General features: G+C 69.7%; 19 protein-coding genes. 9 read left to right on the plus strand and 10 right to left on the minus strand.

The features are described 5' to 3' along the window. Nucleotides 1-42: 42 nt before the first annotated feature. Entirely contained in the window at nucleotides 43-6,372 is a 6,330-nt protein-coding gene (locus H4W31_RS16300; protein ID WP_225945554.1) for an RHS repeat domain-containing protein, read from the plus strand. Then, the gene (locus tag H4W31_RS16305) at nucleotides 6,369-7,292 is read left to right on the plus strand and encodes a DUF6346 domain-containing protein (protein ID WP_192767437.1); all 924 of its coding nucleotides are present in this window, start codon (nucleotides 6,369-6,371) and stop codon (nucleotides 7,290-7,292) included. The genes H4W31_RS16300 and H4W31_RS16305 overlap by 4 nt, the downstream gene beginning before the upstream one ends. Before the next feature lie 35 nt (nucleotides 7,293-7,327). On the opposite strand, the gene H4W31_RS16310 is transcribed toward H4W31_RS16305, so the two are convergent. From H4W31_RS16310 to H4W31_RS16330, 5 genes are all read right to left on the minus strand, one after another. Further along, entirely contained in the window at nucleotides 7,328-7,810 is a 483-nt protein-coding gene (locus H4W31_RS16310; protein WP_192767438.1) for a DUF6232 family protein, read from the minus strand. 41 nt (nucleotides 7,811-7,851) lie between these two features. After that, entirely contained in the window at nucleotides 7,852-8,790 is a 939-nt protein-coding gene (locus H4W31_RS16315) for a carbohydrate ABC transporter permease (RefSeq protein ID WP_192767439.1), read from the minus strand. Continuing rightward, a complete protein-coding gene (locus tag H4W31_RS16320) occupies nucleotides 8,787-9,752 on the minus strand; it encodes a carbohydrate ABC transporter permease (RefSeq protein WP_192767440.1) in 966 nt (321 codons plus the stop codon). Before H4W31_RS16320 ends, H4W31_RS16315 begins: the two co-directional genes overlap by 4 nt. A gap of 10 nt (nucleotides 9,753-9,762) precedes the next feature. Then, complete coding sequence (locus tag H4W31_RS16325; RefSeq protein ID WP_192767441.1) at nucleotides 9,763-11,112, minus strand: ABC transporter substrate-binding protein; 1,350 nt, start codon at nucleotides 11,110-11,112, stop codon at nucleotides 9,763-9,765. Between the two features lie 177 nt (nucleotides 11,113-11,289). Continuing rightward, a complete protein-coding gene (locus H4W31_RS16330; RefSeq protein WP_192767442.1) occupies nucleotides 11,290-11,760 on the minus strand; it encodes a DUF6232 family protein in 471 nt (156 codons plus the stop codon). A 164-nt stretch (nucleotides 11,761-11,924) separates the two neighbouring features. On the opposite strand from H4W31_RS16330, the gene H4W31_RS16335 reads away from it, so the two are divergent. Together H4W31_RS16335 and H4W31_RS16340 are read left to right on the plus strand one after the other, a co-directional pair. Then, nucleotides 11,925-12,698 (plus strand): enoyl-CoA hydratase/isomerase family protein, encoded by a 774-nt coding sequence (locus tag H4W31_RS16335; protein ID WP_192767443.1) that lies wholly within the window; start codon nucleotides 11,925-11,927, stop codon nucleotides 12,696-12,698. A 160-nt stretch (nucleotides 12,699-12,858) separates the two neighbouring features. After that, a complete protein-coding gene (locus H4W31_RS16340) occupies nucleotides 12,859-14,481 on the plus strand; it encodes an acetolactate synthase (RefSeq protein WP_192767444.1) in 1,623 nt (540 codons plus the stop codon). On the opposite strand, the gene H4W31_RS16345 is transcribed toward H4W31_RS16340, so the two are convergent. Next, nucleotides 14,454-16,241, minus strand: a complete 1,788-nt coding sequence (locus H4W31_RS16345) for a hypothetical protein (protein WP_192767445.1) — start codon at nucleotides 16,239-16,241, stop codon at nucleotides 14,454-14,456. The genes H4W31_RS16340 and H4W31_RS16345 overlap by 28 nt on opposite strands. A 255-nt stretch (nucleotides 16,242-16,496) precedes the next feature. Here H4W31_RS16345 and H4W31_RS16350 point away from each other — a divergent pair, with 255 nt between their 5' ends. Beyond that, nucleotides 16,497-17,471 carry an ATP-binding cassette domain-containing protein gene (locus H4W31_RS16350; RefSeq protein ID WP_192767446.1) on the plus strand — a complete coding sequence of 325 codons (975 nt, stop codon included), beginning with the start codon at nucleotides 16,497-16,499 and terminating at the stop codon, nucleotides 17,469-17,471. Continuing rightward, on the plus strand, nucleotides 17,468-18,274 hold the full coding sequence (locus H4W31_RS16355) for an ABC transporter permease (RefSeq protein WP_192767447.1): 807 nt from the start codon (nucleotides 17,468-17,470) through the stop codon (nucleotides 18,272-18,274). The genes H4W31_RS16350 and H4W31_RS16355 overlap by 4 nt, the downstream gene beginning before the upstream one ends. Before the next feature lie 22 nt (nucleotides 18,275-18,296). Here the strand turns inward: H4W31_RS16355 and H4W31_RS16360 are convergent, their stop codons facing one another. The 4 genes from H4W31_RS16360 to H4W31_RS16375 form a co-directional block, all read right to left on the minus strand. Further along, entirely contained in the window at nucleotides 18,297-21,602 is a 3,306-nt protein-coding gene (locus H4W31_RS16360; RefSeq protein ID WP_192767448.1) for an AfsR/SARP family transcriptional regulator, read from the minus strand. Nucleotides 21,603-21,669: 67 nt separating this feature from the next. Then, complete coding sequence (locus H4W31_RS16365) at nucleotides 21,670-22,095, minus strand: PLD nuclease N-terminal domain-containing protein (protein ID WP_192767449.1); 426 nt, start codon at nucleotides 22,093-22,095, stop codon at nucleotides 21,670-21,672. Between the two features lie 27 nt (nucleotides 22,096-22,122). Then, nucleotides 22,123-22,458: a DUF202 domain-containing protein gene (locus H4W31_RS16370; RefSeq protein ID WP_192767450.1), complete on the minus strand. Its 336-nt coding sequence runs from the start codon at nucleotides 22,456-22,458 to the stop codon at nucleotides 22,123-22,125. After that, entirely contained in the window at nucleotides 22,455-22,856 is a 402-nt protein-coding gene (locus tag H4W31_RS16375; RefSeq protein ID WP_225945555.1) for a YidH family protein, read from the minus strand. The genes H4W31_RS16370 and H4W31_RS16375 overlap by 4 nt, the downstream gene beginning before the upstream one ends. A gap of 32 nt (nucleotides 22,857-22,888) precedes the next feature. On the opposite strand from H4W31_RS16375, the gene H4W31_RS16380 reads away from it, so the two are divergent. The 3 genes from H4W31_RS16380 (at nucleotide 22,889) to H4W31_RS16390 (ending at nucleotide 25,157) form a co-directional block, all read left to right on the plus strand. After that, nucleotides 22,889-23,722 (plus strand): GNAT family N-acetyltransferase, encoded by an 834-nt coding sequence (locus H4W31_RS16380; RefSeq protein ID WP_192767451.1) that lies wholly within the window; start codon nucleotides 22,889-22,891, stop codon nucleotides 23,720-23,722. Beyond that, nucleotides 23,700-24,107, plus strand: a complete 408-nt coding sequence (locus tag H4W31_RS16385; RefSeq protein ID WP_192767452.1) for a hypothetical protein — start codon at nucleotides 23,700-23,702, stop codon at nucleotides 24,105-24,107. The genes H4W31_RS16380 and H4W31_RS16385 overlap by 23 nt, the downstream gene beginning before the upstream one ends. A 270-nt stretch (nucleotides 24,108-24,377) precedes the next feature. Further along, a complete protein-coding gene (locus H4W31_RS16390) occupies nucleotides 24,378-25,157 on the plus strand; it encodes an electron transfer flavoprotein subunit beta/FixA family protein (protein WP_192767453.1) in 780 nt (259 codons plus the stop codon). The last annotated feature ends 20 nt before the right edge of the window (nucleotides 25,158-25,177 follow it).

Raw genomic sequence — 25,177 nt, forward strand, 5'->3', positions numbered from 1 at the left:
CCGGCACCGACCCGCCCGCTCTAACCGCACGTGGAGGAATCGATGTTCTCCCGAGTTCTGGTGGCGTCCGCCCTGTTCCACCGCTGCGCCGTACGGTTGGTCTGCTGGGTGATGGCCGGTGTGCTGGGTGCCAGCCTCCTCCAGGCGGCTGCCGGTCCCGCCTCGGCCGCCCCGGCCGTCAAGGAGCGCCCCGAGACTGTCAACAACACCAGCGTCGTTGCCCAACGGCCACCGAAAGAGGTGAAGCCGCGTACGCCGAACGCCGCCCTTGCGGCATCGACGACGGACCCGGAGCCGGTTTCCTGGCCGGCTCCCGGTGCCGCCGAGTTCGCCGTCTCGGCGCCGGCCACCGGCCGGGCGGCCTTGGCCACTCCCACCACGAAGGTCGGCGGCCTCGCCGTCTCGGTGACCGCACCGTCGACGCCCGCCGTGACGGACGGCCGGGCGGCGGGTCAGGCAACCGTCCCGGACCGGGTCCGACTCGCCGTGCTGGATCGCAAGGCGTCCGAGACGACCCGGGCTACCGGGCCGATGTTCCGGGTCGGCCGATCCGACGGCCAGCAGGCCTCGGGGCGGGTCCAGGTCACTGTCGGGTACGAGGGCATCGCCGGCCTCTTCGGTGGTGATTACGGCGCCCGGCTCAGACTCGCCCGGCTGCCCGAGTGCGCCCTGACGACGCCGGAGCTGGCCGAGTGTGTCGGGCAGTCGGTGCCGACGCTGAACAACAGTGCGGACCGGACCCTGTCAGCGGAGCTGACGGCCACCGCGAACACCGGCGTGCTGTACACCATGCTGGCCGACGACTCGTCGTCGCAGGGCAACTACGGCGCGACCAAGCTGTCCGCGTCGGCGAAATGGTCAGTCGGTCCGTCCACCGGTGGCTTCTCGTGGTCGTATCCGCTCCGCACGCCGCCGGTGCCCGCCGGTGCCGGGCCGGGTATCACCCTGTCCTACTCCTCCCAGGCGGTCGATGGCCGTACCGCGACGACCAACAATCAGGGCTCCTGGCTCGGCGAGGGGTTCAGCTACGAGCCGGGATACATCGAGCGGCGCTACAAGCCGTGCGTGGAGGACGGGCACTCCCTCTCCGGCGACATGTGCTGGGCGTACGACAACGCCACGGTCATGCTCAACGGCAGCGCGACCGACCTGATCATGGACGGCAGCACCTGGCGGCTCGCCAGCGACGATGGTTCGAAGATCGAACGGCTCACCGGGGCGACCAACGGCGACGACGACGGCGAGTACTGGCTGATCACCACCGTCGACGGCACCCAGCACTACTTTGGCCGGAACCGCCTGCCCGGCTGGTCGGCGAACAAGGAGGAGACCGCCTCCACCTGGACCATGCCGGTCTTCGGAGACGACACCAACGAGCCGTGCAAGAAGCCGACGTTCGCGGAGTCGTACTGCGATCAGGCGTGGCGGTGGAGCCTCGACTACGTCAAGGACCGGTACGGCAACGTCACCTCCTACTTCTACGAGCGGGAGAGCAACTACTACGCCCGGGGTGCCCGGTTCGACCGTGTCGGCGTCGAGTACCACCGGGCCGGTTGGCTCAAGCGCATCGACTACGGCCAGCGGGATGGGCAGGTTTACAGCACCAACGCACCGGCCCGGGTGCATTTCGACACCAAGGAGCGGTGTCTGCCCACCGGCAACGTCGACTGCGATCCGCAGGACCTGACGAGCGCCACCGCGCGGTACTGGCCGGATGTGCCGTGGGATCGCAACTGCGCCAGGGACACCAGGTGCACGGTCGACCAGATCGGCCCGAGTTTCTGGAGCCGCAAGCGACTCACGTCGATCAGGACCGAGATCCGCGGTGCCTCCGGCTGGAGCCCGGTGGACCAGTGGAAGCTCGACCACCTGCTGACCGACAACGGTGACGGCAGCCGCACCCTGTGGCTGTATAAAATCACGCACACCGGGCTGGTCGGTGGCAGCGAGTCGATGCCAGCGGTCGAGCTCGGCGGGTTGCAGTTGCCGAACCGGATCGACAGGCCCGATGACTTCGTCTCACCGCTGATCCGGTTCCGGCTGGCGACCGTCTACACCGAGTCCGCCGGCCAGATCGACGTCAACTACATGGATGCCGACTGCGTCGTCGGCAGTCTGCCGACCGAGGGCAGGAGCACCAGGCGCTGTTTTCCGGTCAAGTGGAAACCACTGGGCAGCGGCACCAAGGTCACTGACTGGTTCCACAAGTACGTGGTCCGCCAGATCGTCGAGACCGACCGTACCCAGAACTCACCGGACGCGGTGACCAGGTACAACTACCTGGACGGCGCCGCATGGCGCCATGCCGACAAGGACGGCATCGCCGATCCGGACGACCTCACCTGGAGTGAGTGGCGCGGATACGGCAAGGTCCAGGTCTCTGTCGGCGACGGCATCGACAATATGACCACCCGGACCGAGCACCGCTACCTGCGGGGCATGTTCGGGGACAAGAATCCGGACGGGGGCACCCGGCCGACCACGGTGACCGACTCGGCCGGAACGGTGCACACCGACTACGACGAGTACGCCGGCCACGAGTACGAGAGCATCGCCTTCAACGGCTCGACCCAGCTCAGCAAGACTCTGAGCATCCCGTGGCGGCACAACACCGCGACCGAGTCGCACGACGACGACGATCGAATCGTCAAGCGGGCGTACATCGTCAAGACCGCGAGTGTTCGAGATCTCACGGCGCTCGGCACCGAACGCTGGCGGGAGACGAAGTCGACCTCGACCTTCGAGACCCGCTTCGGTCGGGTCACCCAGGTCAACGACGAGGGCGAGGTCGGTAAGGCCGGTGACGAGAAGTGCACCATCACGACGTACGCCGACAGTTCGACCGCCTACCTGTACTCGCTTGTGGCCCGGGTGGAGTCGGTGTCGGTGGGCTGCGCCGCCACTCCTGACCGGAAGACCCAGGTGATCAGCGACAGCCGGACCTGGTACGACGGCGAGGCGTTCGGAGTGGCACCGACGCGCGGTAACCCGACCCGCACCGAGGAGTTGGCCAGCCACGACGGCACGACGGCACGCTACCTGAAGGTGGCCGAGACCACCTTCGACGACTACGGCCGGCCGCGGACCGTGACCGACGCGGAGGGCGGGGTCACGGAGACCGACTACACCGAAACCGATGGGCTGACCACGAAGGTCGTTCAGACCAGCCCACTGGGGCACGACACCACCATGCAGTACGCCCCCGCCTGGGGCAGCCCCGTAAGCCAGGTTGACCCGAACGGCCTGCTGACCCTGTCCGAGCACGACCCGCTCGGCCGGCTGGTCAAGGTGTGGTTGCCGGACAACGTGGGAGCGCTCAACCTGCCGCCGAGTATCAGGTACACCTACCTGATCGACGCCGACAAGGCGGCGGCGGTCAAGACCGAGACCCGGCTGAGTGGTCTCAACTACCGGGTCGAGTACCAGGGGTTCGACGCCTGGCTGCGACCGCGGCAGGTTCAGACGCCCGGACCGGACGGCACCCGACTGGTCGCGGACACCTTCTATGACTCGACCGGGCAGGTCAACAAGACGTACGACACCTACCAGGCCGCGGGGTCACCGAATGCTGACATCCTTCCGGTCGTCAACGGTGACGTGGACGGTCAGACCCTGAACGTCTACGACGGTGCCGGTCGAATCCGCGAGGCGATCTTCGCAGTCGCCGGTGTGGAGAAGTGGCGGACCACGACGACGTACGGTGGCGACTGGGTGAGCGTCGACCCGCCGGCCGGCGGTACGCCGCGTACCACCTTCACGAACGCCCTCGGGCAGGCCGTCGAGTCGTGGCAGTACAAGGGCGATGCCCCGGCCGGGGACGCCGACAGGACCAAGTACACCTACACTCCGCCGGGTCAGCTCGCCACCGTGGAGGACCCGGCCGGCAACCTCTGGCGCTACCAGTACGACCAGCGCGGCCGCAAGGTCGAGATGGTCGACCCGGACGCCGGAACCTCCACCTTCACATACGACGACCTCGACCAGCTCATCAGCACCAGCAACGGTGTGGACGCGACGATCTATCACACCTACGACGCCGCCGGCCGCAAGACGGCCACCTATGAGGGACCAGACGAAACCGGTGAGCTGCTGAGTCAGTGGGTATACGACCAGGAACTGCTGGGCGCCCTCTCGGTTGCCACCCGGTTTGTGGACGGGGCTGCGTACAACACCCTCTACTCGAACTACGACGAGTTCTACCGGGCGAAAACCACCGAATATGAGGTCCCCACGGAGGCGGGAGCCGAACTCGCCGGCATCTATGACTTCGGGGTGGCCTACAACCGGGACGGAACGGTCCAGGCGACCGGGATGCCCGACGGCGGCGGGCTGCCATACGAGAGCATCGCCTACACCTACGACAGCTTGCAGCGACTGATCTCCACCACCAGCGACGACCCGTACCTGACTTACGTGGACTACTCCGCGACCGGGGAGGTACTCCAGTCCGAGGTGCTGTTCGGGACGAAAAAGATCTGGTCGACGTACGAGTTCGAGCAGGGCACCAAGCGGTTGAGCCGGCAGCGGCTCGACCGCAGCGAGGTCCCGATCGTGGACACCGACGCCCGCTACGACTACGACCCGGCCGGCAACATCAAGCGGATCGCGGACACGCCGAGCGGCACCCGGGATGTCCAGTGCTTCAGCTACGACTACCTGCGCCGGATGGAAGGGGCCTGGACCTCGGACAGCACCGCGACCGACCCGTGTGCTGGCGGACCGGCTGCCACCGGTGTCGGTGGCATCGCTGCCTACCACCACTCCTACAGCTACGACCTCGTCGGCAACCGGAAGACCGAGACGCACCACGCGGTGGCCAGTGCGGCAGCGAAGACGAGGACGTACGAGTATCCGCAGCCGGGGCAGCCGCAGCCGCACACGCTGACCCGGATGACGGAGACGGACCCCAGCGGGAGCCGGTTGCACGCCTACGACTATGACGATGCTGGTAACACGACCAGGCGCACCGGGCCGGGCAAGGACCAGACGCTGGTCTGGGACGCCGAGGGTAACCTGGCGTCGGTGGCCGAGGCGGGCAAGACGACCAGCTTCGTCTACGACGTCGACGGTTCCCGGTTGCTCCGCAAGGAGCCGGGCGCGACGACGCTCTATCTGCCCGGCATGGAGTTGCGGCTGGACCACAGCACCCGGGTCGTCGACGGGACCCGCTACTACTCCATTCCGGGTGGCGGCACCATCGTCCGCCGGATCAACGGCTTGTCGTACGTCGCCCCGGACCACAACGGCACCGGGCGAGCGTCGGTCGACGCCGCCGGTGGTGTGTTGCACCGCCGGTTGACACCGTTCGGTGAGGCGCGGGGCACCCAACCCGCTCCTGGGCAGTGGCCGTCGGAGAAGGGCTTCGTCAACGGCAACCAGGACTCGACCACGGGTCTGGTGAACCTCGGCGCTCGGGAGTACGACCCGGCTATCGGCCGGTTCGTCTCGATCGACCCGATCATGGATCTCACCGACCCCCAGCAGATGCACGGCTACACTTACGCCAACAACAACCCGGTGACCTTCAGCGACCCCACAGGACTGAAGTTCGACTGTGGCGGTGGAACGGGTACCTACAGCTGCACGAACCCCGATGGCAGCGTGACCACTCAGGTCGAGTTGACCGGTGAGTCGAAGAAGAAGTACGACAAGGCGCTCGACGGCATCCGTAAGCGGAACAAGTGCCAGGCGAGCTTCTGGTGCCGAAACGGTCAAAAAGTCAAGCAGGCCGCGAGCGCCTCCGCCGACTGGCTGAAGAGTCCAGACGGCATCGGCTTTCTGGCCGGTCTCGCGGTCGGCGTCGGATGCTCGGCGCTGACGCTGGGCGTCGGGACCATTGCGTGTGGTGCCCTCGCTGGTGCGGTTGGCGCAGGCCTGACCGCCGGACTCAAGGGCGGAGACGTCGGGGATATCATGCTCGGAGCCCTCGGCGGCGCGGCGTTCGGCGCTGCAGGCGGTGCGGTTGGTGCCGTAGGTGGTTCGATATTGGGCAAGGGGGCAGGTGCGGTCTTTACTGGTGTGAAGGGGCTCGGAGGCAGCATCGCTGAGAAGGGGACCGTCGGAGCATCGACAGCCTTGGCTCGTAACGTTGTGGGTACGGCTGGCCGTAATGGATGGGCTACGACCAAGAATCTCGTCAACAGGGATCCTCGGGCCCTCTTCACTCCATCCGGATTCAAAGGGCTGCTTAAAGCCCACAAGGTGGCGTTGACGAGTCCCGTGCACTTCTATAAAGGTATTGTGAAGGACGCAGCACCGGCAGCGGTCGCTGCCGGTGGGATCAACAGCTTCCTTCCGGGGAACGTGGGGGATGGCTTCGAGTTCCGACCTCCGAATCTAATTTCAGGAATCCTGACGAATCTCGCTGGATGAGCTGGAAGGGCGATCCTGTGGATGGCGTGGTGTTATACGTCAAGACCATGGTTGCCTGCTTGTTCTTCGCGGTGGGGGTGCTCGCAGTCACGCTGTTGGTCGCCCTATCGCTAGCCACGGTCGAGAGCCTCTATTCCGGTGACATGGTGACTCGTCCCGGCTACCGTGCGACGGGCGCGGCAGAGGTTCTCGGCTGCGAAGAAGTCGGCCCGATAACCACACATGGCTTCGGAATGTGGTGGAATTGCACCATGGTGGTCGAACTCGTCGACGGTCGTTCAGTCCGAACGACCGTTGACGCCTCCGTCGTCACCCCTGAAGACCGGGGAATGGCGGTCGATGTCGTCGAATTCTGTCGACACCCTCAGCATCAGGAATGCACCTACACCCGTCCAGGAAATCTGGCCCTCACACTCGGTACTGGAATTGTGCAGATCGTCAAGATCGCGATAGTTGTTTGTGGTGTGGGGCTATCGGTGGTCGCGTTGTTCGCCGGGCTGCTAGGTGGCAAGCTGCCGCGACGCAGCAAGACCCGAGGTGGTGGGAAGATCGCGCCTGACGAGGAGAAAAGCCGTGATGCCGAACGAGAGGCTGGCGCAAACAGCTCGATGAGGAATATCCCGCCCGGCTTTGCCGAGCTGATCATCAATTTTGACTACCCTAGGACGGGTGCGCAGGTCATCTATGAGACGACCGCGCCGACGGTTCGCATAGATGGTGCCTCGCCTAGGGGTGAGTCGTCCTGGGAAGAATGCAGGGTTCTCGTGGCGGCCGGTAAGCGAAAATGCGAAGTATGGGTTCCTTTCGAAGCGCTAAGGTTTGGATATATCAGTAGGAACGTTAAAGTCGCCGAGGGAACGAGGGTTTCCTTGCAGTATCAAGCACCGAGGACGCCGGGGGCGCCCGGGTCTCTGGAATAGCACGGGCTACGAAAGGGTGACCGCGTCCGATCGAATCAGCCCTCCGGGCTGTGCTGTTCGATGGCGCGCTGGACGGCCCGGTAGATCTGGCCGAACCGGAGCGCGTCCGAACTACGGAGCAGCATGACCTCCTGGCCCTGGTACTGCACCCACAGCTCCTGCACCCGGGTACCGCGCTCGTACGACCGGTCGAGCCAGTACAGCGGCAGTTCCAGGAACGGGTAGAGGGCCAGTGCGCCGACGGCACAGACTGCGAGGACGAGCGCGGCGATCTTCCACTGGCCCCGGTCCTGCGCCGAGTACGCCAACGACAGCACGCAGACCATCGCGACCAGCGGCGGGATCGAGAGCAGGAAGATGAGTACGCCCCGGCCGGCGAGCCGTCCCCGGGTACGGGCCGAGCCGGGTCCCCGGGCGTGCCAGACGTACGCCACCTTGGCGACCGGTACGGAGTGCCCGTTCGCGTGGATGACCTCGGAGGTTACCCGTACCGTGTCGTCGCGGTAATAGAGCGTCACCACTCCAGCAAAGCGCGGCTGTCAACGGTCCGGCGAACAACTCAGCCCTTGTTGGCGCCCAGCGTGAGACCGGAGACGAACTGGCGCTGGAGTACGAAGAAGACGATCAGTGTCGGAAGTGCGACCAGGATCGAGCCGGCGGCCAGCAGGTTGTAGTCGGTGAAGTAGACCGACCGGAGGTTGTTCAGCGCACTGGTCACCGGCAGCTTGTCCCCGGTGGACATCAGCACCACCGCCCAGAGGAAGTCGTTGTAGATCCAGGCGAACTCCAGGGTGCCGAGCGCGCCGAGTGCCGGCCGGACCAGCGGCAGGATGACCTGCCAGTACTGCCGCCACACCCCGGCGCCGTCGACGGTGGCCGCCTCGATCAGCTCCCGGGGGATGGTGTCCATGTAGTTGCTCAGCACGAAGACGCAGAAGCCGGTCTGGAACGCCACGTGGATGGCGATGATCCCCCAGTACGAGTCGTAGACCAGCTCCGACGGCCAGCTCATCCACCACGGCAGCGGCAGCTTGGTGTACATCAGGTACACCGGGGTCAGCACCACCTGCTGGGGGAGCAGGTTGCCGGCGGTGAAGAGGATCAGCAGCAGCTTTCCGCCGGGCAGCCGACGTCGGGAGATCAGGAACGCCACGAACGAGGCGAAGAAGAGCGTGAACAGCACCGCCGGTACGGCGACCAGCAGGGTGTTCAGGAAGTGCGTGGGCAGGTTGCCGCCGCGCCACGCCTGCACGTAGTAGTCGAAGTTGAGCGTCTTCGGCAGCGAGAAGTAGCCCTCGGCGGCGGTCTCCGCGTACGGCCGCAGCGAGGCGTACAGCGGAAGCAGCAGCGGCACGAGCCAGCCGAGCGCGACCACCCAGAGGAAGATCCGGATGACCACCCGCAGCGGGCTGACCGGGCGCTTGCCGCGTACCCGCCGGTCGGCGCCTTCCGCGCGGCTGTCGGTGGCCCGATCGGCAACCCTGACCGGTTCGCTCATGCCTCGTCCCGTCGGAAGACCTGTACCAGGTAGACGGCGATGAAGCCGGTGGAGATGAGCAGCAGGATCACCGCGATGGCCGAGCCGTACCCGATCCGGCTGGCCTCGCCGACGATGTTGTCGGTGACCAGTACGGAGAGCAACTCCAACCCGTTGCGTCCCCGGTTGATCGCGTAGACGATGTCGAACGCCCGGAGCCCCTCGATGACGGTGATCACCAGCACGATCACGTTGACCGGTCGGAGCGTCGGAAAGACGACCCGGAAGAAGGTCTGCCCCTCGCCCGCGCCGTCGATCGCCGCCGCCTCCTTGAGGGTCGGATCGACGGCCTTCAGCCCGGCGAGGTAGAGCAGCATGACGTACCCGACGTGTCGCCAACCGACCAGGAGCAGCACCGACCAGAGGTTGATCGACGGGTCGCCGAGCCAGTCGATCGGGTTGTCGGTCCGGCCGAGGATCGCGTTGGCCGCGCCGTAGTCGCGGGAGAAGATGAGCTGCGCGATGAAGCCGACGACCGCGAGCGAGAGCACGACCGGCAGGTAGAAGGCGGTCTGGTAGAACCGGGTGAACCGCATCTCCCGGTCCAGCAGCACGGCGAGGAACAGCCCGAACGGGGTGGCGACCAGGCCGAGGAAGGCCAGCCAGAGCAGGTTGTTCCGGACCGCCGGCCAGAACGGCGGATAGTTGCTGACGATGTTGACGTAGTTGTCCAGCCCGACCGGCTCGATGTCGGTGATGCCGTTCCAGGAGGTGAACGACAGGCCGATCGAGGCCAGCGCGGGACCCCAGATCAGCGCCAGGTCGAGCAGCAGCGGAATGCCGAGCAGCAACCCGATGACCGCGATGTCGCGCGGGGTGAACCGGCCGACGCGGCGGCGTCGGCGTCGCCGCCGGCTCGGCGTTCCGGGCCCGTCCGGTACCGGTCGGGAGTCGACGGGCGGTGCCGTCGGAATCGGGTTCACCCGGACCTGCTCAGGAGGCGAAGATCGTCTTCTTCTGGGACTCGATCCGCTTACAGAGCCCGTCCACGTCCTTCGGATTGTTCAGGAAGCTCTGCAACGAGGGGATCATGACCGTGGAGGCGAAGTCCGGTCGGGTGTCCCGGTCGAGGAACTGCGAGATCTGCTTCGCCCCGCCGACCAGCTCGACCGCCTTCTTCTGCAGCGCGTTGTAGCCGCTGGTGTCGGCCGAGTTGTTGGTGGCCACGTTGTTCGGGTCGCTGCGCAGGTACGCGTTCTGCGCCTTGGCGCTGGCCAGGTAGCGGAGCAGTTCCTTCGCCCCGTCCAGGTTCTTCACCTTGCTGGAGATCATGAAGCCGTCGATCGGCGCCTCGACCGCGTCCTGCCCGTGCGCCTCGACGATCTGCGGGAACGGGAAGAAGTCGAGGTCGGCCGCTGCCTCGCCCTGGAACTGCTGCCCGACGAACATCCCCAGCAGGTACATCCCGGTCTGCTTCTGGCCCAGCGACTGCGCCGCCTCCTGCCAGGTACGCCCGTTCGCCCCCGGCTGGTTGTACGGCAGCAGTTCCTGCCAGAGCGAGAAGACCTGCTTGACCCGACTGTCCTCCCAGGACTCCTCGCCGGCCATCAGGCTGACGTGGAAGTCGTACCCGTTGGCCCGCATGTTGATGTAGTCGAAGGTCCCCATGGCGGGCCAGCCGTCCTTGTCCGCCATGGCGATCGGGATCAGCCCGTCGGTCTTCATCTTCGCGGCCAGCGCCTTGAAGTCGTCCCAGGTCCTCGGGATCTGGTAGCCCTTCTCCTGGAACAGGCTCTTCCGGTAGAACACCGCCCACGGGTAGTAGTAGAACGGCACGAAGTACTGCTTGCCGTTGCTGCCGGTCGACGCCTGCTTCATCGCGGCCGAGTACTCGCCGCCGAACGACTGCCAGAGGTCGGAGATGTCGGTGGCCAGGCCCTGGGCGGCGAAGTACTGCATCCGGAAGCCGGAGAACCAGGTGAAGACGTCGTCCGGGGTCGCCTGAAGGTAGCGGGTGATGTTCTCCTGGAACGTGTTGTGATCGACGGTGTTCACCCGTACGTCGAGCCCGGACGCCGCCATCACCTCGGCGGTCGCCTTCTTCGGTACCTCGTCGGACTGGTTGGAGCCGAAGGTGACCGTTCCGCCGCCCTCGCCGCCGGTGCTCGGCTTCTCGCAGGCCGCCAGCCCGGCCGGCAGGGCCAGCGCACCGGCCGTGTACGCGGCTCCGCCGAGCAGCCCGCGCCGGGTCAGCGCGGTCGGACGAGGCGATGCGGTCGCATTTCGAAGCGTGGCGCGGGCGGTCGCTGCCGGGGCACTCTGGTCGGGCTGCGGATCTGCCATCGTGTCTCCTCGCGCCGCTGCGGGTCGAACCGACCACCGCTTCGCAGCCGATCCGCGCACGAAACCTGCTCGCAACAGTAGGAGGCGCCGCCCGAGGCAGTCAAGGACTTAGATCAACTGATGTCGCGTCCGTCAAGCCGTCAAGCCGTCAGGCCGTCAACCCAGGATCGGGTCGGGTCAGCGGCGTACCGGGACCGCGGCCTGCTCGACGGCCCGCTCCAGGGCCCGGTAGATCTGGCCGAACCGCAGCGCGTCGCCGGTGGCCAGCAGCCGGACCGGCGTACCCCGCCACTGGGCCCAGATCTCCAGTTGGTGTGCGCCCCGGGTGTAGCTCCGGTCGACGTGTTCGAGCAGGTAGTCGGCGACCGGCGCGGCGGCCAGGCCGATCAGGACGGAGACGCCGACGATGGCGATCGTGACGGTGAGCGAGGTGTGCAGGCGTACCGCGATCAGGATGCCGATGACGGCGGCGACCAGCGGGCCACCCAGGGCCGCGAGCAGCGCGCCACGACCGGCGAGCGCACCCCAGGAACGACCGCCGCGCACGTGCCAGACCCGGGCGACCTCGGTCAGCGGGTAGGCGCGGCCCTCGACCCGGATCAGCTCCGAGGTGATCCGTACCGCGCGATCGTCGTAGTAGATGGTCATCGCCGTCACGTCCTCGCCAGAGTCCGACGCGCTCCGCCTATCGGCGAGGCCCGAGTCCGACGCGCTTCGCCTATTCCGCGAGATTACCCCGATGGGCACACCCTTATCCGCCCTACGACCTGCCCGTTAGGGTGAGCCTCGCGACTTCGACGTGGAGGTGGGCTGTGGGCGACTTCGTCCAGGTGGAGACCGGCGACGGTATCGGCACGATCCGGTTGGCCCGGCCGCCGATGAACGCGCTGAACACGCGGGTGCAGGAGGAGTTGCGGTCCGCCGCGACCGCCGTCTCCGCCGATCCGGACGTCCGCGCGGTGATCGTGTACGGCGGCGAGAGGGTCTTCGCGGCCGGCGCGGACATCAAGGAGATGGCCGACATGTCGTACGTCGACATGGCGGAGCGGGCCGCCGACCTGTCCAGTGCGCTCGGCGCCATCGCCCGGATCCCCAAGCCGGTGGTCGCGGCGATCACCGGGTACGCCCTCGGTGGCGGCTGCGAACTGGCGCTGGCCTGCGACTGGCGGGTGGTCGCCGAGGACGCGAAGCTCGGTCAGCCGGAGATCAAGCTCGGCATCATCCCGGGTGCGGGCGGTACGCAGCGGCTGGCCCGGCTGATCGGGCCGGCCCGGGCCAAGGATCTGATCATGTCCGGTCGGATGGTCGACGCGGCGGAGGCGCTCCGGATCGGGCTCGCCGACCGGGTGGTACCGGCCGACCAGGTGTACGCCGAGGCGGTCGCGCTGGTGCGGCCGTACCTGAACGGTCCGGCCCAGGCGCTGCGGGCGGCGAAGCTGGCGGTCGACGGCGGCCTGGAGATGGATCTCGCCTCCGGGCTGGCCTGGGAGAGCCAGCTCTTCGCGGCGCTGTTCGCCACCGACGACCGCCGCGAGGGGATGACCGCCTTCGTCGAGAAGCGCACACCGGGCTTCACCGGCCGCTAGCCCGAGCGGTAGGGCCGCTAGCCGGGCGGGTACGGCCGCTCGGCCAGCGGACGCCACATCGACCGTAGGTGAGTATTCTTCGCGTTCAACCTGACTCACCGGTAACCTCGCAGCAATCAATGCGGCCCAGTGGCAGGCACGGCGGACGACAGGAGCGGCGATGACCGGACGGATCGAAGGACACGGCGGTGACCTGGCCCTGGCGGCCCTGCGGGCGTACGGCGTGCGGGAGATGTTCACCCTCTCCGGTGGCCACGTCTTCCCGCTGTACGACGCGGCGCACCGTACCGACTTTCCGATCTACGACGTCCGGCACGAGCAGTCCGCGGTCTTCGCCGCCGAGGCGGTCGCCAAGTTGCAGCGCCGGCCGGGTCTGGCCGTACTGACCGCCGGACCCGGGGTCACCAATGGCATCTCCGGGCTGACCAGTGCGTTCTTCAACGCCTCCCCGGTGATGGTGCTCGGCGGCAGGGCTCCGGCGTTCCGCTGGGGCGCGGGCAGCCTCCAGGAGATCGACCACGTACCCCTGGTCGCGCCGGTGACCAAGCACGCGGCCACGGTGTGGTCCACCGACGACGTACCCGGGGCGGTCTCGGCCGCGCTCACCGAGGCGCTGACCCCGCACCGCGGGCCGGTCTTCCTGGACCTGCCGCTGGAAGTCGTCTTCTCCACCGGCGAGACCGACCCGCTGGTCGCGGCGGCCGTCCCCGTCGTCGAGCCGGACCCGGACCAGGTCGCCGAGGCGGCCCGGCTGATCGCCGCCGCCGAGCGGCCGGTCATCATCGCCGGTTCCGACGTCTACGCCGGGGACGCGGTCGCGGCGCTGCGGGAGGCCGCCGAGGCGCTCCGGGTGCCGGTCTTCACCAACGGGATGGGCCGGGGCGCGCTGCCGCCGGGGCACTCGCTCGGCTTCGCCAAGGCCCGCCGGGCGGCACTCGGCGGTGCCGACCTGGTCGTGGTGATCGGTACCCCGCTCGACTTCCGGCTCGGCTTCGGCGAGTTCTCCGGCGCCCGGGTGGTGCACATCGTCGACGCGCCGACCCAGCGGGCCACCCACGTCGAGCCGGCCGTCAGCCCCGCCGGTGACCTGCGACTGATCCTCTCGGCGCTGGCCGAGTACTCCGGCGACCGGGCCGACCACGAGTCGTGGATCGCCGAGCTGCGTACCGCCGAGGACGCCGCCCGGGAACGGGACGCGGCGGCGATGGCGGCGGAGAGCGACCCGATCAAACCGGCCCGGGTCTACGGCGAACTGCGCCGGGTCCTGGCGCCGGACGCGGTCACCATCGGCGACGGTGGCGACTTCGTCTCGTACGCCGGGCGTTACCTGGAGCCGGCCCAGCCGGGTACCTGGCTGGACCCGGGCCCGTACGGCTGCCTCGGCACCGGCATGGGGTACGCGATGGGGGCCCGGGTGAGCTACCCGGACCGGCAGATCTGCGTACTGATGGGCGACGGCGCGGCCGGTTTCTCGCTGATGGACGTCGAGTCGCTGGTCCGGCAGAAGCTGCCCGTGGTGATCGTGGTCGGCAACAACGGCATCTGGGGCCTGGAGAAGCACCCGATGCGCGGCATGTACGGCTACGACGTCGCCGCCGACCTCCAGCCCGAACTCCGGTACGACCAGGTGGTGACCGCGATGGGCGGGGCCGGCGAAACCGTGTCGAAGGCCGCCGACCTGGGAGCGGCGCTGGAGCGGGCCTTCGATGCCGGCGTTCCGTACCTGGTCAACGTCCTCACCGACCCGACCGACGCCTATCCCCGCTCCTCCAACCTCGCCTGACCCCCGCTCGCTGGTTGGTTAGGAAGGGCCCCTTCTTCTACAAAAAGCGATAACAAGGGGCCCTTCCTTACCGGGGGTTCGACGGCGACGGTGAGGTCGATCACCCGCAGCGGCTGTACGGGGGTGGGGGTGTGCGCCGGTTCCGGCCCAGTGCCGGTCCCGGCGGGGCGGGGCGGCCGTTGTCCGGCCGCGAGGAGCGGCAGCAGGAGTACGCCGAGGACGAACGGGGCGGCCATGTAGCGGGCGGCCTGCGCGTTGTTGACGAGCAGTACCGAGAGTTGGTTACCGGCGCTCAGGGTGGCCAGCGTCAGCAGCGCCCGGTCCCGACGCCGCCAGGCCAGCAGGCCGACCGTCAGGTACGCCAGGTAGGCCCAGGTCGCACCCCGCCACAGCAGCCACTCCGGCTCGGTGATCAACCGGCTCAGCCGGTCCGCCACCCGGGCGGCCCGGTCACTGAGTGGCTGGCTGTACGCCACGGCGCGGACCCCGGCGTCGCGGAACTTCGGATCCCGGTCGAGATAGATCGGCAACGCCCAGGCGGTCGGGTTGACCCGCAGCCCGCCGGACGGCGTGGGCCGCCACGCGATTGAGCTCCGGCAGGCGCGGGCGGCCAGCACCGTACCCGGTGATCTGCGGACCAGCCGCCACCAGGCCGACAGCAGTTCGTCCCGGTGCGTCGCCGCGGCCCGGCGGTCGAAATCGGGGTGGTAGACGGTGGGGTCGACGGTGTGGCAGGTCGCCGACCGGCGCCAGTGCGCCAGCGGGGCCACCCTTGCCAGCAGGGCCGCATCCGCCGCCGGCAGGTCCATCGGGTCTGCGGCGTAGCCGATCGCGAGGTCGGAGAGGAACGCCTCGTAGGCGACGATGGACTCGCTGTCCCGGACCCCGAGGGTCGGCAGCAGGACCCAGTTGGTCGCCAGCGCGGCCGTGGCGGCCAGCATCCCGGCCAGCAGGACCCGGAGCGCGGCGCCGCGCAGCAGCCACACGACCAGTGCGGTGACGACCGCGACCACCAGGAAGCCGTTCTGCCGGAACAGGCAGATCAGGGTCAGCTCGACCAGAATGGCGCCGAACAGCACCCGGGGCAACGGGTGGGGGGCGTCGTTCCGGCATCTCCGGGCGGCAGCCGGGCCCGTCCGGTCGGCGGGCGGGCGCGTCGGCTGGTGGGTCGGGCCCGTCGGCTGGTGGGTCGGATGGTCCGGGTCGTCGGTCGGGCCGGGGCCGTCGGTGGTCGGCCGGCGGGCGACCAGCCGGGCCACGGTGCCGAGCAGGAAGACGTGGCAGATGACGAACGGCACGTCCTTCCAGACGCAGACCACGAAAGTGCCGACCGGTGGCAGCGCGACGACGGCGACCGCCGCCGCGATCCAGCCCCAGTTCGGCCCGCCGAGCCGGCGCAGACCGGTGACCGCGTACGCCAGGCCGGCCGCCAGGGCACAGGTCTGGGCCAGGGTGAGTACGCCGATCCCGCCGGTGAGCCGCATCGACACCCAGACCAGGCCGGTGTACGTGACCGGGTGATGGGTGTTCCAGTTGCCGCTGCTGGCCTGCCAGACGTGGTCGAGCGAGTCCGGACTGAACAGGCCGGGATACCGGGCGACCCACCAGAACAGCAGCACGGCCTGGGCGAGGCCGTAGGTGGTCAGGCCGAACAGCATGCGTCGACCCGGTAGCCGGCCCCACCGTCGCACCGGCGCGGCGCCCGGTGCCGCCGGTCCGCCCGCCGGCCATGCCGGCCCGGCCACCACCCCGTGTGCCATGCCATCCGTCCTTCGCCCCGGGCGCGGCCGCGCCGACCAGCGGTGCGAGGGGTGGTGGCACCGATCGGGGCCATGGTACGACCGCGGCCGCCCACCGGTCCCCGGAACAGCGGACTCCCGGCGCCGGAAGGGTCGTCCGGCCGCCCACCGGCGCTCGTCAGCCGGCTGTCAGCGCCGAACGGACGGTGTCAGCGCCGGCTCAGTCGCGTTGGCCATGGTGGTGTCACCAGTGCAATCCAGTGGGGGAGAGAGTTCATGAGCTACGCCATCCGGGCCGAGGGGTTGGTCAGACGCTTCGGCGCGACGACCGCGCTGGCCGGAGTGGATCTGGACGTCCGTGCCGGTACCGTGTTCGGCCTGCTCGGGCCCAACGGGGCGGGAAAGACCACGGCGGTACGGGTGCTGGCCACCCTGCTCCGGCCGGACGCCGGTACCGCCACGGTCGGCGGGTACGACGTCCTCCGGGACGCACACCAGGTTCGTCAGGTGATCGGCCTGACCGGCCAGTACGCGTCGGTCGACGAGACCCTGACCGGCACCGAGAACCTGCTGCTGATCGGTCGACTGCTCGGGATGTCCCGGGCCGACGCGCGGGCCCGGGCCCGGGAACTGCTCGCCGGATTCCATCTGTCGGACGCGGCGGACCGGGCCGCCAAGACGTACTCGGGCGGGATGCGGCGCCGGTTGGACCTGGCGGCGAGCCTGGTCGGCCGGCCACGGGTGCTGTTCCTCGACGAGCCGACCACCGGGCTGGACCCGCGCAGCCGTACCGAGCTGTGGGGGATCGTGCGGGACCTGGTCGGATCGGGGGTGACCGTGCTGCTCACCACCCAGTACCTGGAGGAGGCGGACCAGCTCGCCGACGAGATCGCGGTGATCGACCACGGGCGGGTGATCGCCCAGGGGACGCCGGAGGAGCTGAAGGCCAAGACCGGTGGCCAGGCCCTGGTGGTACGCCCGAGGGATCCCGGTGACCTGCCGGTGGTGGTCAGCGTGCTGCGGGAGGTGGCCGGGGCCGAACCTGAGCTGGTCCAGCACACCGCCACGGTGCCGGTGAACACCGACGACGTCCTGCCCACGGTGGTACGCCGGCTCGACGACGCCGAGGTCGCCGTCGCCGAGTTGGCGTTGCGCGGCGCCAGCCTGGACGAGGTCTTCCTGTCGTTGACCGGGCACCGCACCGAGGACGAGAACTCCGCACCCGGCCAGTTGGAAGGAACGTCGGCATGACCGCGATCAGTACACCGGTTTTGGTGCCGAGCCGTCGGGTCAGCCCGCTGCTCGGCGTACGGCACACCATGACGCTGGCCTGGCGGAGCCTGGTGCAGATCAAGCACAACCCGATGGAGCTGCTCGACCTGAGCATCCAGCCGCTGATGTTCGTGCTGCTCTTCACGTACGTCTTCGGCGGCGCGATCGCGGACAGCCCGACCGACTACCTGCGGTTCATGCTGCCCGGCATCATGGTGCAGAACGCGCTCTTCGCCACGATGACCACCGGTTTCGGGTTGAACATCGACCTGACGAAGGGGGTTTTCGACCGGCTCCGGGCGCTGCCGATCGCCCGCTGGGCGCCGCTGGCCGGTCGGATTCTCGCCGACACGGTGAAGCAGGCCTGGTCGATCGCGCTGCTGCTGGCGATCGGGATGGTGCTCGGCTTCCGGATCGGGACCGGCCCGTTCGGCGTCATCGGCGCGTTCGCCCTGCTACTCGCCTTCTCGCTGGCCGCGGCGTGGATCTCGGTACTGGTCGGCGTGCTGGTGAGCGAGCCGGACAAGGTGCAGATCTTCGGCTTCATGGTGGTCTTCCCGCTGACCTTCACCAGCAACATCTTCGTGCCGACCGAGAGCATGCCCGGCTGGCTCCAGGCCTGGGTGAAGGTGAACCCGGTCTCCACGCTGGCCGACGCCCTACGCGGGCTGCTGGTCTCCGGTCCGGAGTCGGGGCCGATCATCACGTCGCTGCTCTGGGGACTGGGCATCCTGGTGGTGTTCGCACCGCTGGCCGTCCGTGCGGTCCGGCGTCGGGTCTGAGCCGACCCCGCCATCGGCACAGTCAGTCGAGAGCGGCCTTGACCAATTCGGGTAGGCCGGTCGGACTGGCGCTCGTCCGGCCGCGCGCGAACGTCTCGGTGAAGTTCGCTTCGCCGAGCGCCTCGCGCGCGGCCGTCTCGATCCGTGGTCCGTCCAGAATGGACCAGTCGGGGCCGCCCCGGATGGCGTGCGCGGCGCCGAGCAGCAGGGCGGTCTGTTCGGGCCGACCGATCCGGAGCGCGAGATCGGCGCAGCCGACCAGCACCACGCTGATCACGGGTGCGTCGTAGAACTTCAGCGCCATCGACAGGGCCCGGTCGTGGTGCTGCCGCGAGGCCGGTAGGTCGCCGAGCGCGGCCGCCACGGCACCCTGCGACGAGGCGAGCATCGCCCGCCACTGCGGTGCCGTCGTGTGCTTGGTGGCCAGCGCGTCGGCCTGGTCCAACCGCCGCTGCGCGCCGCGAGGGTCACCCGTCGTCCGCAGGATCTCGGCGTGCTCGTGCGCGACGGCCGCCCGGCACTCGTCCGAACCGATCCGTTCGGCCTCCCGGTCGGCGTCGAGCAGCAGGGCCATCGCCCGTTCGCGCTCGCCGACCTGCCACAGCTCGTGGGCCAGTCGGATCTGCATCATCGGCAGGTCCTCGGCGGCGCCCACCACCCGCATCAGGTCCACCGCCTCGCCGTGGAACTCGGCGGCCCGTTCGTGCTCACCGCGCCGGCCGGCCAGGTCGGCCAGGGCCGAGATGGCGTACGCGGTACCCCAGCGTTCGCCTATCGTCCGGAACCCGTCGAGCGCGAGGAGCATGTCGGCCTCCGGACGCTCGTCCGGGCACCCCATGTTGAGTTCGGCGTGCGCGTGGAACGTCCGGCAGACCGCCCGGACCCACGGGTCCGGATCGTCGAAGCGGGCGACCAGCAGGTTGAGCGCCGGCTCACCCAGGTAGCACTCGAAGATCACCGACATCGGCTCGATCAGGCGCAGCAGCGGGTGGGCCTGCTCGTGCCCCTTGGCGGTCCGGCCCGCGCGGGTCAACCATTCGCTCCCGAGGCTGAGTTCGCCGCTGGTGGCGAGCAGGTTCATCGCGGTCATCATCTCCGCGACGGCGACCTGGTCCCGGGGCAGCCGGTCGACGCCGGGCAGCGCCAACGCCGGCAGCGCCAACTCGACACCCTCGACCCGCATGCCGCGCATCCACCAGTACCAGCCGAGCGCCGCGACCAGCCCGACCGCGAGCGGGGCGTTTCCGGTGGCGATCGCCCAGCGCAGGGCGGCGTGCAGGTTGTCGTGCTCGGTGCTCAGCCAGCCGAGCCAGTGCAGTTGGTCCGACCGGCGCAGTTCGGCGTCGGCGGTCCGGGCGAGGGCGAGGAAGTCGGCGGCGTGTGCCTGGCGTACCCGGTCGGTCTCACCGGCCTCGGCCAACCGGCGTAGCCCGTACTCCCGGGTGGTCTCCAGCATCCGGTAGCGCGGCTCGCCGTTGCCGCTCACCACCACCAGCGACTTGTCCACCAGTGCCGAGAGCCGGTCGAGCACGTCCGCCCGGCCCAGTACGTCGCCGGCCCCGTCGTTCTCGGCCGGTGTGTCGGTGTCGTCGGTGGCGCAGATCCGTTCGATGGCGTCCAGGGTCGCTCCGCCGGTGAACACCGCCAGCCGGCGCCAGAGGGCCCGTTCGGCGTCGTCCAGCGGCTCCCAGCTCCAGTCGAAGACCGCGCGTAGCGTCTGGTGCCGGGGCAGCGCCGTACGGCTGCCGCCGGTGAGCAGCCGGAACCGGTCGTCCAGCCGGGCGGCGACCTGGGCCGGGGTCATCGTCCGCAGCCGGGCGGCGGCCAGTTCGATGGCGAGTGGCATCCCGTCCAGGGACCGGCAGATCTGGATCACCGGGGCGACGGTGTCGGTGTCCACCGCGAAGTCCGGGCGGGCCGCGCCGGCCCGGTCGGCCAGCAGCCGTACGGCGGGGTACGCCATCGCGGTGGCCGGGTCGGCGGTCGGCGGCGGCAGCGGCAGTGACTCGACCGGGCAGAGGGTCTCGCCGGTGATGCCGAGCGGCTCCCGGCTGGTGGCCAGCACCCGCAGCTGCGGGCAGGCGCCGAGCAGTCGCTCGGCGAGCGCGGCGGCGGCGTCGAGGACGTGTTCGCAGTTGTCGAGCAGCAGTACCACCCGGCGGGACGCGATGGCGCTGACCAGCCGGCCGACCGGATCCGCCACCTCGGGCACCAGTATCCGGTTCCGCGCGGCGGCCAGCATTCCCTGCTCACGCAGGCCGAGCAGTTGCAGGATGGCCTGTGGGACCTCGGCGCCGTCGGTCACCGGGGCCAGTTCGACCAGCCACAGCCCGTCGAGTTCCCGGGCGAGCAGGGTACGCGCAGACTCCGTCGCCAGTCGGGTCTTGCCCGCCCCGCCCGGACCGGTCAGCGTGACGAGGCGGGACCCGGCCAGCAGCTCGGTGACCCGGCCGAGTTCCTCTTCCCGGCCGACGAAGCTGGTCAGCGGGATCGGCAGGTTCGTCGGCCGGAGCGGCTCGGCGCTCGGGGTCCGGCCGGTGACCGGTGGCAGGGCGGCCGGCGTGCTGGCCGGCCCTGGATGGGAGGTCGGGCGGGTGGGATCGGCGTCGCGGAGCAGTTCCAGGTGCAGCGCGGCCAGTTCGGGCGCGGGTTCCGTACCGAGGGTCTCGGCCAGCGTGCTCCGCAGTCGGGCGTACGCGGCCAGGGCCTCGGCCGGCCGGTCGGTGGCCCGCAACGCGCGGATGAGCTGTCCGGCGAAGCGTTCCCGGACGGGGTGGGCCCGAGCCAGGGCGTGGAGTTCCGGCACCAGTGCGGCGGCCTCACCCGAGGCGAGTCGGGCGTCGATCCGCTGTTCGGTGGCGGTGAGCCGCAGCTCGTCGAGCCGGGCCGCCGGTCCACGGGCGAAGTCGGCGTGCGCGACGTCGGCCAGTGCCGGCCCACGCCAGAGGTCGAGCGCGTCGGCCAGTACGGTCGCGGCGCCGGGCGGGTCGGACCGGAGCAGGGCCCGGCCGGCGCCGACCAGGCGTTCGAACCGGGACACGTCCACCGCCGCCGGTTCGACGGCCAACCGGTAGCCCGTCGGGTGTGACTCGATCGGCGCGTCCGGCACGCTGCGGCGCAGCCGGGAGACGAGGGCCTGTAGTGCGTTGGCCGCACCCGTCGGCGGCTCGTCCTCCCAGAGACCGTCGATCAGGCGGCCGGTGTCGACCACCCGGTCGGCGTCGAGGGCGAGCAGGATCAGCAGCCGGCGTAGTCGGGGGCCGCTGACCGGTACCGGCGCGCCGCTGTCGGACGTCACCTCCAGCGGGCCGAGCATGGCGATCTGCACGCCGTCGATTGTGCCTGGCGCCGTCATCGGGTCGACGGAAATAATTCGCCGGGCCGCGCCCCGGGACTCAGGCCTCCGGCTTGTCCTCCTCGCGGGGTGGGTCGCCGCTGTCACCGTGCCGCAGCTCGTCCTCCCGGCGGCGCAGGTCCTGCTCCCAGCGTTCCAGCAGCTCCCGGTCCTGCTTCGAGCGCTCGCTGTCGAGCGAGCGGAGGAACTCCGGGTCGTCGTCGGGCGCGAGCGGCCGTTGCCGGTCCCGGCCGGTCGCGGCGCCGCCACCCGGTCGGCCACCGCCGGCGGGATGGGTGGCCGGGACCGGACGGCCGGCGACAAACCAGGCGACCGAGCCGATCAGGGGGATGAACAGGATTATCAGCACCCAGGCGAAGCGTGGAAGTGCCCGGATCTCGTCGCTCTCGGCCGAGAGGCAGCTGATCAGAGCGACGACGGCCAGGATGAGTTGTCCGATGGCGAGGATCGCGTAGAGGCGGACCATCTGGTCATGATGACGTACCGGGCCCGGTCAGCGCATCGACGCCAGCACCAGCAGCACGCCGAGTCCGGCGAAACCGGCCGAGGACAGGGCGATCAGCGGCAGTACCGCGCCGGGCCGGCCCGGCAGTCGGGCGAGCGGACCGCCGAGCCGGTTGAAGGCCACGACCAGTACCGCCAGCCAGCTCAGGCCGGCCAGCGCGGCGACCACCGCGCCGACCGTTCCGCCGGCCAGGGCCAGCCGGGCGGTGAGCACGGCCACCACGCCGACCGCCAACGCGGTACGTCGCCAGGCCAACCGGGTGCGTACGGCCGCCAGCCCGAGGTCGGGGTCCGGTCGCCGGGGCGGGCGAGGTTCCGGCCTCATGTCTTCCGGGCGGCCTGGACCAGCACCGCGACGACGAGCAGGACGGCACCGAGCCCGACCAGCAGGGCGAGGACCGCCGGGAAGCGGGACGCCGGAAGCTCCTGGCCGAGCCGGATGGCGCGTTCGGTGCGGGCCCAGTGGTCGACGGCGCGGATCGCGACCGTGCCGCCGAGCAGCAGCAGTGCCACGGCGAGCCCTTCCCGTAGGTAGGAGATCGGCATCGGGGGCAGGAACTGCGCGACGGCCAGCCCACCGGCGATCAGCGCCAGGCCGGTCCGCAGCCAGGCCAGGAAGGTGCGTTCGTTGGCGAGCGAGAACCGGTAGTCCGGGGTTTCGCCCACCTCGCGCAGTTCCCGTGGGTGGAACCACCGTCTGATCGCCTGGTACACGATCGCCATTATCTGGTGGACATCACCCTTAGCCTGGTCGGGTGACTGATCTCGACGCCGAGGTGCTGCGCAACGTCTACGACATCCAGCTGCGGGCCCGGGTGCCCGAGCCGGTTCCGCCGGGCGTGACGGTGGAGTGGGACGGCCCGCTGCTGCGGATCCAGGGGCTCGACCGGGGTGGTTTCCTGACCTACTGCGACCTGGCCGGGTTGGCCGGGGCGGAGCTGGACGAGTTGATCGTGCGGCAGCGGGACCACTTCCAAAGGCTGGGCCAGGAGGTGGAGTGGAAGCTGCACGGACACGACCAGCCGGCCGACCTCGCCGACCGGTTGCGGGCCGCCGGCTTCGAGCCGGAGGAGCGGGAGACCGTCGTGATCGGGCCGGTCGCGCCGCTGGCGGCGACGCTGCCGGTGCCACCGGAGGGCGTACGCCTGCGTGAGGTGACCTCCCGGCCGGACCTGGACCGGATCGCGGTGCTGAAGGGGCAGGTCTACGGCGGGGACTGGGGCTGGCTGACCGCCGGTCTGGAGCGGGAGCTGGCCGCCGGTGCCGCGCTGGACCAGCCGCCGTTGACCATCGTGGTCGCCGAGGCCGGCGACGAGCTGGTCAGCGCGGGCTGGGTGCGGTTCGTTCCCGGCACCCGGTTCGCCACCCTCTGGGGTGGGGCGACGCTGCCGCACTGGCGGCGCCGGGGCATCTACCGGGCGCTGGTCACCTACCGGGCCCGACTGGCCGACGCCCGTGGCTTCAATCTGTTGCAGGTGGACGCCTCGGAGAACAGCCGGCCGATTCTGGAGCGGCTCGGTCTCGTCCCGGTCACCACCACCACGCCGTACGTCTACACTCCGACCCGTGACGCAACCGCTGAGCGCTGAGGAGCGGGCGACCCTGAAGAGTGCCGCGTTCGGCGCGGTCTACCTGGTGTCCAATGCCGAACCCGGCGCGCTTTCCATGATCAAGGAGAGCCTCGCGGCGTCGAACGCGTTCGCCCGGACCACCGGCCTGGTCCGGGAGTTGCTGACCACCGGCAACCTGCCACAGCTGCCCAGCGGGGCGTCGGCCGACGTGCCTTCGACGGTGCTGCCCGCGCTGCGGCGGTCGGTCGAGATCCTGCGGGCGAAGGCGCCCGCCGAGGTGGCCAGCTACCGGTCGGCGGTGCTGCACGCGACCGAGGTGGTGGCGCGGGCGCACGATGGGATCAGCGCCAACGAGGCGGCGATGATGGCGAGCGTCCGCGAGGCACTCGACTCCACGGAGTGAGCCGGTCGTCGACGCCACGGTCGAGCCGTCGTCGATTCCGTGGGGCGGGTCCGCCGCGCCGTGGTGAGCTGTGTCACCCCGAGGTGTCGGAGAGGGAAAGCTACTTGCGGGTAACATTAGCCGTAAGTAACGCCACACCTTCCCGTGCGCCGGCCGGTCGACCATCGGTTGACCGATCGTTAAGGAACGCGGGAGGCTGCTCCCGAGCATCCGGGCGGGATCGCCTCGACAGCGGGGACCGCCATCAACAGGAGGGGTCGTCGAAGCGCGATGAACATCGTCGTACTCGTCAAGCAGGTGCCCGACTCGGGCGCGGACCGCAGCCTGCGCAGTGACGACAACACCGTCGACCGGGGGTCGGCAAACAACGTCATCAACGAGATGGACGAGTACGCCATCGAAGAGGCGTTGCGGATCAAGGAAGCCCACGGCGGCGAGGTGACCGTGCTCACCATGGGGCCGGACAAGGCCGCCGAGTCGATCCGCAAGGCGCTGTCGATGGGGCCGGACAAGGCCGTACACGTGCTCGACGACGCGCTGCACGGATCCTGCGCCGTGGCGACCTCCAAGGTGCTCGCCGCCGCGCTCGGACAGCTCGGCGCGGACCTGGTGCTCTGCGGCGCCGAGTCGACCGACGGCCGGGTGCAGGTGCTGCCGCACATGCTCGCCGAACGGCTCGGGATCGCCGCGCTGACCGGCGCCCGCAAGCTGACCGTCGACGGCGCCAACCTGACGGTGGAGCGGCAGACCGAGGAGGGCTACGAGGTGGTCGCCGCGGCGACCCCGGCCGTGGTCTCGGTCTGGGACACCATCAACGAGCCCCGCTACCCGTCCTTCAAGGGCATCATGGCCGCCAAGAAGAAGCCGGTGCAGACGCTGACCCTGGCCGACCTGGGCGTTCCCGCCGACGAGGTCGGTCTGGCCGGCGCCACCAGCGTCGTGGTGGAACACAGCCGACGCCCGGCCCGGGCCGGCGGCGAGCGGATCGCCGACGACGGCACCGGCGGCGCGAAGCTGGTCGAGTTCCTCGCCACCGAGAAGTTCGTCTGAGCGGCACCGAGAACAGGAGG

It is taken from the genome of Plantactinospora soyae (genome assembly GCF_014874095.1).
GTDB lineage: Bacteria > Actinomycetota > Actinomycetes > Mycobacteriales > Micromonosporaceae > Plantactinospora > Plantactinospora soyae.